This window comes from Bradyrhizobium sp. (assembly GCF_028868675.1).
Lineage (GTDB): Bacteria > Pseudomonadota > Alphaproteobacteria > Rhizobiales > Xanthobacteraceae > Bradyrhizobium.
This window is the reverse complement of the sequence record NZ_JAGWUA010000204.1, coordinates 1-8,541: the sequence shown is the minus strand read 5'-3', so window position 1 is coordinate 8,541 and position 8,541 is coordinate 1. Positions and strand designations below refer to the sequence as shown.

At 66.0% G+C, this 8,541-nt stretch carries 7 protein-coding genes; 1 reads left to right on the top strand and 6 read right to left on the bottom strand.

Going from position 1 to position 8,541, the window contains the following annotated elements:
* A partial coding sequence (locus KGM94_RS20975) for a vitamin B12 dependent-methionine synthase activation domain-containing protein (RefSeq protein ID WP_300263690.1) occupies positions 1 to 579 on the top strand: 579 nt, incomplete at its 5' end.
* Between the two features lie 285 nt (positions 580 to 864).
* Here KGM94_RS20975 and glpK read toward each other — a convergent pair.
* From glpK to KGM94_RS20945, 6 genes are all read right to left on the bottom strand, one after another.
* Positions 865 to 2,367, bottom strand: coding sequence for a glycerol kinase GlpK (gene glpK / locus KGM94_RS20970; RefSeq protein WP_300263688.1), 1,503 nt, complete (start codon positions 2,365 to 2,367; stop codon positions 865 to 867).
* A 201-nt stretch (positions 2,368 to 2,568) separates the two neighbouring features.
* Positions 2,569 to 3,342: an SDR family oxidoreductase gene (locus tag KGM94_RS20965; protein ID WP_366526263.1), complete on the bottom strand. Its 774-nt coding sequence runs from the start codon at positions 3,340 to 3,342 to the stop codon at positions 2,569 to 2,571.
* A 171-nt stretch (positions 3,343 to 3,513) separates the two neighbouring features.
* Positions 3,514 to 4,650, bottom strand: a complete 1,137-nt coding sequence (gene pimD, locus KGM94_RS20960) for a pimeloyl-CoA dehydrogenase small subunit (protein ID WP_300263664.1) — start codon at positions 4,648 to 4,650, stop codon at positions 3,514 to 3,516.
* A 162-nt stretch (positions 4,651 to 4,812) separates the two neighbouring features.
* Positions 4,813 to 6,003 carry a pimeloyl-CoA dehydrogenase large subunit gene (gene pimC, locus KGM94_RS20955; RefSeq protein WP_300263663.1) on the bottom strand — a complete coding sequence of 397 codons (1,191 nt, stop codon included), beginning with the start codon at positions 6,001 to 6,003 and terminating at the stop codon, positions 4,813 to 4,815.
* A 47-nt stretch (positions 6,004 to 6,050) separates the two neighbouring features.
* Positions 6,051 to 7,730, bottom strand: coding sequence for a dicarboxylate--CoA ligase PimA (pimA, locus tag KGM94_RS20950; RefSeq protein ID WP_300263661.1), 1,680 nt, complete (start codon positions 7,728 to 7,730; stop codon positions 6,051 to 6,053).
* A 259-nt stretch (positions 7,731 to 7,989) separates the two neighbouring features.
* On the bottom strand, positions 7,990 to 8,541 hold a 552-nt coding region (locus tag KGM94_RS20945), incomplete at its 5' end, for a 3-hydroxyacyl-CoA dehydrogenase family protein (RefSeq protein WP_300263660.1).

The following is an 8,541-nucleotide window of genomic DNA, read 5'->3' as shown; positions in this document are numbered from 1 at the left end:
TCCTCGATCCTGTGCAAGGCGCTGGCCGATCGGCTCGCGGAGGCCTTCGCCGAGCGCATGCACGCGCGCGTGCGCCGCGAGTTCTGGGCCTATGCGCCGGACGAGGCGCTCTCCAACGCCGATCTGATCCTGGAGAAGTACCAGGGCATCCGCCCCGCGCCCGGCTATCCCGCGCAGCCGGACCACACCGAGAAGAAGACGCTGTTCGAGCTGCTCGATGCGGAGCGGACAGCCGGCGTGAAGCTGACCGAGAGCTTTGCGATGTGGCCGGGCAGCAGCGTGTCCGGGCTCTATTTCAGCAACCCCGAGAGCTTCTATTTCGGCGTCGGCAGGATCGAGCGCGACCAGGTCGAGGACTATGCCGCGCGCAAGGGCATGACGGTGGCCGAGGTCGAACGCTGGCTGGCGCCGATCCTGAACTACATCCCGGCGCGAGAGGGACAGCAGAGCGCACCCGCGGCGGCCTTCGCCGCCACGCCCGCCAACGACACGGCCGCAAGGGATCTCGCCTCGCATCCCCCCGGCTGCACCTGCGCGGCGCACCTGGCCTGGCAGAAGAAGCGGGTCGGCGCCGGTTAGCGCCGTACCCCTCCGAGCTGTGCCCGTATGGAGCGCGGCGGGATACGGGACGCCTGACATCCCGGATTTCGCTTCGCTGCATCCGGGCTACAGGGACCCGAACCAAAATCGGCGGAACAACCCCATGCACAGTGGGGCGCAAGCCCCTTAACAGGATTTTTTTGCCCGTCGGGCAAGACGGCGCACCGGGTCGCAGGCGCCGCTGCGACCCTCCCTTGAGAGGCGCCCTCAAGCAGAAATCGTGCCGGACGCTCGTGGGTCAAGCCCCGGCGATGATGAACGTGGCTACCCCTCCCCCTCGTCGCTCGCCAGCACGCCCTTCACCGCCCTTGCCCAGCCCGCGAGCTTCCGCTCCCGTGTCGCCTGGCTCATGTTCGGCTTGAAGCGGTGCTCGAGGCGCCAGTTGTCGGCGAATCTCGACGGTTCGGGGTAGACACCGGCGGCAAGGCCGGCGAGATAGGCGGCCCCTAACGCCGTGGTCTCCTGGATCATCGGGCGATCGACGGGAGCATCGAGCAGATCGGCGAGGCGCTGCATGGTCCAGTCGGACGCCGTCATGCCGCCGTCGACGCGCAGCACGTTCGTGGCCTTCTCGCCCGGCCAGTCGGCGCGCATCGCCTCGCGCAGATCGTAGGTCTGGTAGCAGACGCTCTCCAGCGCGGCATGCGCGAGCTCGGCCGGGCCGGTATTGCGCGTCAGCCCGAACAGCGCGCCGCGCACGCGCGGATTCCAGTAGGGCGCGCCCATGCCGACGAAGGACGGCACGAGGTAGACGCTCTGCATGGGATCGGACTGATCGGCGAGCGGGCCGGTCTCGGCGGCCTGCTTGATGATGCCGAGCCCATCACGCAGCCATTGCACCGCGCTGCCGGCGACGAAGATCGAGCCTTCGAGCGCGTAGGTGCGCTTTCCGCCGAGCTGATAGGCGATGGTGGTGAGCAGCTTGTTCTTGGAGACCACCGGCGTCTCGCCGGTGTTGAGCAGCGCGAAGCAGCCGGTGCCGTAGGTCGACTTGATCATGCCGGGGCGGAAGCAGGCTTGTCCGATGGTCGCGGCCTGCTGGTCGCCGGCGATACCGCAGATGAGAATCGCGCCGCCGAACAGGTCCGGCGCGCTCTCGCCGAAGCGCGCGGAGGAGTCCTTCACCTCCGGCAACATCGAGCGCGGCACGCGCAACAGCTTCAACAGTTCCTCGTCCCATGCGCCGGTGTGGATGTTGAACAACAGCGTGCGCGAGGCATTGGTAGCGTCGGTGGCGTGCACCTTGCCGCCGGTCAGCCGCCACAACAGATAGCAATCGACGGTGCCGAACATCAGCTCGCCGCGCTCGGCGCGCGCCCGGGCGCCGGGGACGTGGTCGAGGATCCAGGCGACCTTCGTGCCGGAGAAATAGGGATCGATGATCAGCCCGGTCTTTTGCGTGATCGTGGGCTCATGGCCTTCGGCCTTCAGCTTCGCGCAGACGTCGGCCGTGCGGCGATCCTGCCAGACGATGGCGCGGTGCACGGCCTGCCCCGTCGCGCGATCCCACACCACCGTGGTCTCGCGCTGGTTGGTGATGCCGATCGCGGCGACGTCCTTCGCGCGCACGCCAGCCTTCTCCAGCGCCTCGCGGCAGACCGTCACGGTCGATGCCCAAATGTCCTCCGGCTCGTGCTCGACCCAGCCCGAGGCCGGAAAATGCTGCGGAAACTCGGCTTGCGCGGTGGCCGCGATGGAAATGTCGGATCGAAACACGATCGCGCGCGAGGAGGTGGTGCCCTGATCGATGGCGAGGACGAAGGACATGAGGGTTTACCTTGGCGTTTCCCGTCGCGGGAGGTGATTGCGTCGCGCCAAAGAAAGGGGATTGGGGGCGGAAGGTCAAGCTGCTCGCCCATCCATCGAGATCGCAGCAGCGTGGGTCCGGGCTCTGCGTCGCGTCACTTACGTGCCGCGCCGCGTCCGGGACACGAGAGCGCGGCGGCAAGGAGGAGAGGGTAAGACTGCCTACACCGCGGCCGTGGTCACGCCACCGTCGATGACGATGGTCTGGCCGGTCATGAAGGTCGAGGCATTGGAGGCGAGGTAGGCGACGGCGCCGGCGATCTCCTCGGGCTCCCCGATGCGGCGGAGCGGCGTGTGGGCGCAGCGCTGCTTGAGGCGGGCTTCGTCTTCCCAGAGCGCGCGGGCGAAATCGGTCTTGACGAGGCCCGGCGCGATGCAGTTGACGCGCACGCCCTTCGGGCCCCATTCGCCGGCGAGCGAGCGGCACAGCGCGAAGTCGGCGGCCTTGGAGATGCCGTAGGCGCCGATCACGGTCGAGCCGCGCAGGCCCCCGATCGAAGAGATGATGACGACCGAACCGACGCCTCGTTCGGCCATCTGCGGGATCGCCTCCGCGCACAGCCAGACGTTGCTCTTGACGTTGGAGCCCATGATCTTGTCGAAGGCTTCGTCCGCGATGTCGAGCAGCGGGCCGTAATACGGATTCACCGCTGCGTTGCAGACGAGGATGTCGACCTTGCCGTAGTGCTTCGTCGCGCCCGCGATCAGCGCCTCGACCTCGGCCTTGCGGGAGATGTTGCAGGGGATGACGATGGCGTCGCCGCCGGCCTTGACGATGCCGTCGGCGACCTCCTTGCAGGCGTCCGCCTTGCGCGAGGAGATCACCACCTTGGCCCCCAACTTCGCCAGGAGTTCGGCGGAGGCGCGGCCAATGCCGCGGCTCGAACCGGTAACCACGGCAACTTTTCCGGCGAGATCGAACGGGGTGTTTTTCATTGTTGTTGTCCTCCCTGTTTCAACGACCTCCGTCATTGCGAGGAGCGTAGCGACGAAGCAATCCGGGCTGTCTCCGCGGAAAGACTCTGGATTGCTTCGCTTCGCTCGCAATGACGATGTAGTGCGGGATTCCGGGTTCGCGCTGACGCGCGCCCCGGAATGACGGAAGCGTCAGATCAACCCGCCGCCGTCGGCGACGCGGCGCTGGTGATAGTCCGTATCGCCAAACGTGTTCTCGATCATGGTCAGGCGCTTGAAGTAATGGCCGATCTTCGCCTCCATGGTCATGCCGATGCCGCCGTGGAGCTGGATCGACTGCTGGCCGACGAACTTCAGCGACTTACCGATCTGCACCTTGGCCGCAGCGATCGCGTTGGAACGCTCCCTGGCGTCCTCGAATTCGCCCGCCATGGTCGCGAACATCGACATCGAGCGGGCCTGCTCGGCGGCGACGAACATGTCGGAGGCGCGATGCTGGAGCGACTGGAACGAGCCGATCGCGACGCCGAACTGCTTTCGGGTCTTGATGTACTCGACCGTGGTCTTCAGCGACTCGTCCATCAGGCCGACGGCTTCCGCGCACAGCGCGATGCGGGCCTCGTCCACCACGCGCTCGATCAGGGCAAGGCCGTCCTCGGAGATCGCAGCATCGGCGCCGATCTCGACGCCGGTGAAGGTGATGTCGGCGGCGTTGAGCCCGTCCTGAGTCGGATAGGACTTCTTCGCAACGCCCTTGGCATTGGCCGGCACCAGGAAGACGCCGACGCCGGCCTTGTCGCGGCGATCGCCCTTCGTGCGCGCGGTGACGATGAGCGTGTCGGCGTTCTCGCCATTGAGCACGACGAATTTTTCGCCGTCGATCACCCATCCAGCGCCCTTCTTCTTCGCCGTGGTAGCAACGTCGAACAGGTCGTAGCGCGAGTTCTTCTCGAGCTGCGCGAAGGCCAGCGTCTTGCTGCCGTCGATGATGCCGGGCACGTGGGCGGCCTTCTGCTCGGCCGAGCCGCCATGGCGCAGGAAGCCGCCGCCGATCACCACGGTGGCGAGATAGGGCTCCAGCACCAGCGCCTTGCCGAGTGCCTCCATCACAATCATGGTCTCGACGCCGCCGCCGCCGAAGCCGCCATCGGCCTCCGAGAAGGGCAGGCCCAGGAGGCCCTGCTCGGCGAGCTTGCCCCAGACGGCTTTGCTCCAGCCGCCCTTCTCCTTCATGTACTTCTTGCGGCTCTCGAAATCGTAGGAATCGGTCAGCAGGCCGTCGATGCTTTCCTTGAGAAGCCGCTGCTCCTCGGTCAGGTCAAAATCCATTTTCTCTACTCTCCCGGTATCGATTTCGCCATGCCCGGCCTTGTGCCGGGCATCCACGTCCTTCGTCTGCGGCTAGGCGTGGATGGCCGGGGTGTCGGAACGAAGACGCGCTTCGCGCTTTAGCCCGGCCATGACGGTGAGTGCGTGGCGACGGGGGTGTTCTCACAGCCCCAGCACCGCCTTGGCGATGATGTTGCGCTGGATCTCGTTGGAGCCGCCGTAGATCGAGACCTTGCGGTTGTTGAAGTAGCTCGGCGCGATCTGGGCGGTCCAGTCCATTGCCTCGTTCGAGCCGTCGTCGCCGTGGACGTCGTAGGGCGCGGCGAACGGGCCGATCACTTCCATAAGGAGCTCGGTGGTGGTCTGCTGGATCTCGGAGCCCTTGATCTTGAGCACCGAGGACGCCGGGTTGGGCTTGCCCTTGCCGTGCTTGCCCTCGTCGGCGACGACGCGGAGCTGGGTCAATTCCAGCGCCTTCAGCTCGATCTCGCAGGCCGCCAGCTTCTCGCGGAAGGCGGGATCTTGCAGGATCGGGCGGCCGCCGGATTCCACCTTGCCGGCCAACTCCTTGATGCGGCGCAGCCGCTCCTTGGAAACGCCGACCCGGGCGATGCCGGTGCGCTCATTGCCGAGCAGGAATTTTGCGTAGTCCCAGCCCTTGTTCTCCTCGCCGATCAGATTCTCGATCGGAACCTCGACGTTGTCGAAGAAGACCTCGTTGACCTCATGGCCGCCGTCGATGGTCTGGATCGGGCGCACCGTGACACCCTTCGACTTCATGGAGAAGACGATGAAGGAGATGCCCATCTGCTTCTTGGCGCTGGCGTCGGTACGGCAGAGACAGAAGATCATGTCGGCGTGCTGGGCGAGCGTGGTCCAGGTCTTCTGGCCGTTGATGATCCACTTGTCGCCCTTGCGCTCGGCCTTGGTGCGGAGCGAGGCGAGGTCCGAGCCCGAGCCCGGCTCGGAAAAGCCCTGGCACCACCAGTCGTCGACATTGGCGATGCGCGGCAGATACTGCTTCTTCTGCGCCTCGTTGCCGAAGGTGTAGATGACCGGGCCGACCATGCTGACGCCGAAGGCGAGCGGCTGCGGCGCCGGATAGGACTGCAGCTCTTCGTTGAAGATGTAGTGCTGCACGGTGGTCCAGCCGGTGCCGCCATACTGCTTCGGCCAGTGGCTGACGCCCCAGCCCTTCTTGTTCAGGATGCGCCACCAGGCGACCATCTCGTCCTTGGACAGGTGACGCCCCTCGACCATCTTGCGCCGCGTGTCGGCGGGCACGTTGTCGCGGAAGAACTGCCGTACCTCCTCGCGAAACGCCTGCTCTTCCTTCGTGAATGCGAGATCCATCGGATCCTCCTGTGAGCGTTAGGTCCTTGAAACGTCGTTCCGGGGCGTCATGAGCGACCTCCCGCGGCGGCTTGCGGCGGCGCCGGCTTGTTCTGCCGGCGCAATTCGTGGCGCGACAGCTTGCCGACCGGCGTGCGCGGCAGGTCGTCGACGAACTCGACTGCGGCCGGCAATTCGTGCTTGCCGAGCTTGCCGGTGAGGAAGCTGCGCAATTCCTCGACCGGGAACGGTTTTTCGCCGCTCTTCAGCCTGATGAAGGCCTTGGCCGCTTCGCCGCGATACTGATCGGGAATGCCGATCACGATCACCTCGTGCACGGCCGGATGGGTGTAAATCGCCTGCTCGATCATCTGCGGATAGACGTTGAAGCCACCGGAGATGATCATGTCCTTCTTGCGGTCGACCAGGAAGAAATAGCCGTCCGTGTCCATGTAGCCGATGTCGCCGGTCAGGAAGCGACCGTCGGAAAACGACTCCGCGCTCTCCTTCGGCTTGTTCCAGTAGCCTTTGGTGACGTTCGGCCCCTTGATGCGTATCTCGCCGACTTCGCCCGGCGGCAGCACTTTCGTCGGATCGTCCAGCGAGACCACGTCGAGCTCGATGCCGGGCAGCATCAGGCCGATCGAGCCGGGCTTGTCCGGACCTTCCTGCGGATGGCTGGTGCCGGGCGAGCAGGTCTCGGTCATGCCCCAGCCGCTCTTCAGCTTCATGCCGACCTTGCGCTCGAAGAACTTCGCGATCTCCACCGGCAGCGGCGCGCCGCCGGAGCCGATGCCCGCGAGCGAGGAGAAGTCGCGCTTGTCGAGATCCGGCAGGGCCGCGATCGCGATCCACATGGTCGGCACGCCGGGAAATTGCGTCGCGCGCTTGACCTCGATGTCGCGCATCACCGCCTCGACGTCGAAGCGCTGATGAATCGAGATCAGATTGCCGCGGCGGAGCGAAGACAACAGCACGACCGTGAGCGCGAAGATGTGGAACAGCGGCAGCACGCAGATCACGCGCTCGACGACGTTGCCGCGCTTGGCCCGCGAGGGCCTGCCCCAGACGTCGTAGATCGACACCGCGGCGGTCAAATTGCCGTGGGTGAGCATCGCGCCCTTCGGCAGTCCGGTAGTGCCGCCGGTATATTGCAGCAGCGCGACGTCGTCGACCGCAACGGATGGCCACTGCGCAGGTCTTGCGGCGCCGTCGACGAAGCTCTTGAACGTGAGGATCGCGGGATTTTGCGGGATTGGCGCCTGCGGCGTGCCGATCTTGCCCCAATGATCGTCCTCGCAGACGATCAGCCGGTCGAGCAGGCCCTTCTCGAGGAACTTCAGCGCCGTCGGCAGCAGCGCCGCGAGGTTCGACGTGACGAGCACCCGTGCGCCGGAATCAATGAGCTTGTGCGACAGCGCGATCTCGCCGTCGAGCGGCGACAGATGCACGATCCGCGCGCCGGCCTTGAGCGCACCGAAGAAATTGACGGGGTGGTCGGGGGTATTGCCGAGGAACAGCGCGACCGAAGCGTCCTTGCCGTAGCCGGCGCGCAGGAAGGCGCTGGCGGCGGTTTCCACCATCGCTTCGAACTCGGAATAGCTGATCGGCCCGTCGCGGAACTCCAGCGCCGCGCGCGCACCGTAGTCGGCGGCGGCCTTCGCCAACAGGTCGGGCAGCGTGCCCTGGACGATGGTGTCGTCCCAATGCACGCCTTCGGGGTAAAACTGTTCGCCGGGATGGGTCATCTGGATTCGAAACTTTACCAAGTCCGCGCCGCGAAGACATGTAAGGCGAGCGCGCTGCCCGGGCTCCCCTCCCCCTTGTGGGGAGGGGTTGGGGGAACGGGGTGCCACGAACGCCGGCGTCGCCTGGGGCTACCCCCCTCCCTGCCCCTCCCCCACCGCAAGTCGGGCCTGCCCGACTTGCGTCTTCTAAGGATGCGCAACCGGGGTAGACCCCGGTTGCGTGGGGGAAGGAACGGAAAGAGCATGCCCATGGTTGCCATCACGCCGCTTTCGAGGCGGCCGCGAGCGAGGCGAAGGTCTTGCCTTCGGCCGCGAGCTTCTTCAGCAGCGGCGCGGGTTCGAGGTTCGGATCGTTGGTCTCCTTGGCGTAGAAGGCGAGACGATCGGCGATGTGCTTCAGGCCCACCGTGTCGGCCCAGTACATCGGGCCGCCGCGATAGATCGGCCAGCCGTAGCCGTAGAGCCAGACCACGTCGATGTCGGAGGGACGCGCCGCGATGCCCTCGGCGAGGATCTTCGCGCCCTCGTTGATCATCGGATACATCATGCGCTCGAGGATCTCGTCGTCCGTCACCACGCGCTTCTTGCGGCCGAGGCGCGCGAGCGTCTCGTCGATCAGCTTCTCGACTTCCGGATCGGGCAGTGCCGCGCGGGAGCCCGGCTCGTACTTGTAGTAGCCCTTGCCGGTCTTCTGGCCGAAGCGGCCGGCTTCGCACAAGGCATCGGCGATCTCGGACTTGATGCCACGGTCCTTGCGCGAGCGCCAGCCGATGTCGAGGCCGGCGAGGTCGCCCATCGCGAACGGGCCCAT

Coding starts and splice junctions, on each gene's coding strand:
- glpK (WP_300263688.1), bottom strand. CDS start 2,367: ATGTCCTTCGTCCTCGCCATCGATCAGGGCACCACCTCCTCGCGCGCG.
- KGM94_RS20965 (WP_366526263.1), bottom strand. CDS start 3,342: ATGAAAAACACCCCGTTCGATCTCGCCGGAAAAGTTGCCGTGGTTACC.
- pimD (WP_300263664.1), bottom strand. CDS start 4,650: ATGGATTTTGACCTGACCGAGGAGCAGCGGCTTCTCAAGGAAAGCATC.
- pimC (WP_300263663.1), bottom strand. CDS start 6,003: ATGGATCTCGCATTCACGAAGGAAGAGCAGGCGTTTCGCGAGGAGGTA.
- pimA (WP_300263661.1), bottom strand. CDS start 7,730: ATGACCCATCCCGGCGAACAGTTTTACCCCGAAGGCGTGCATTGGGAC.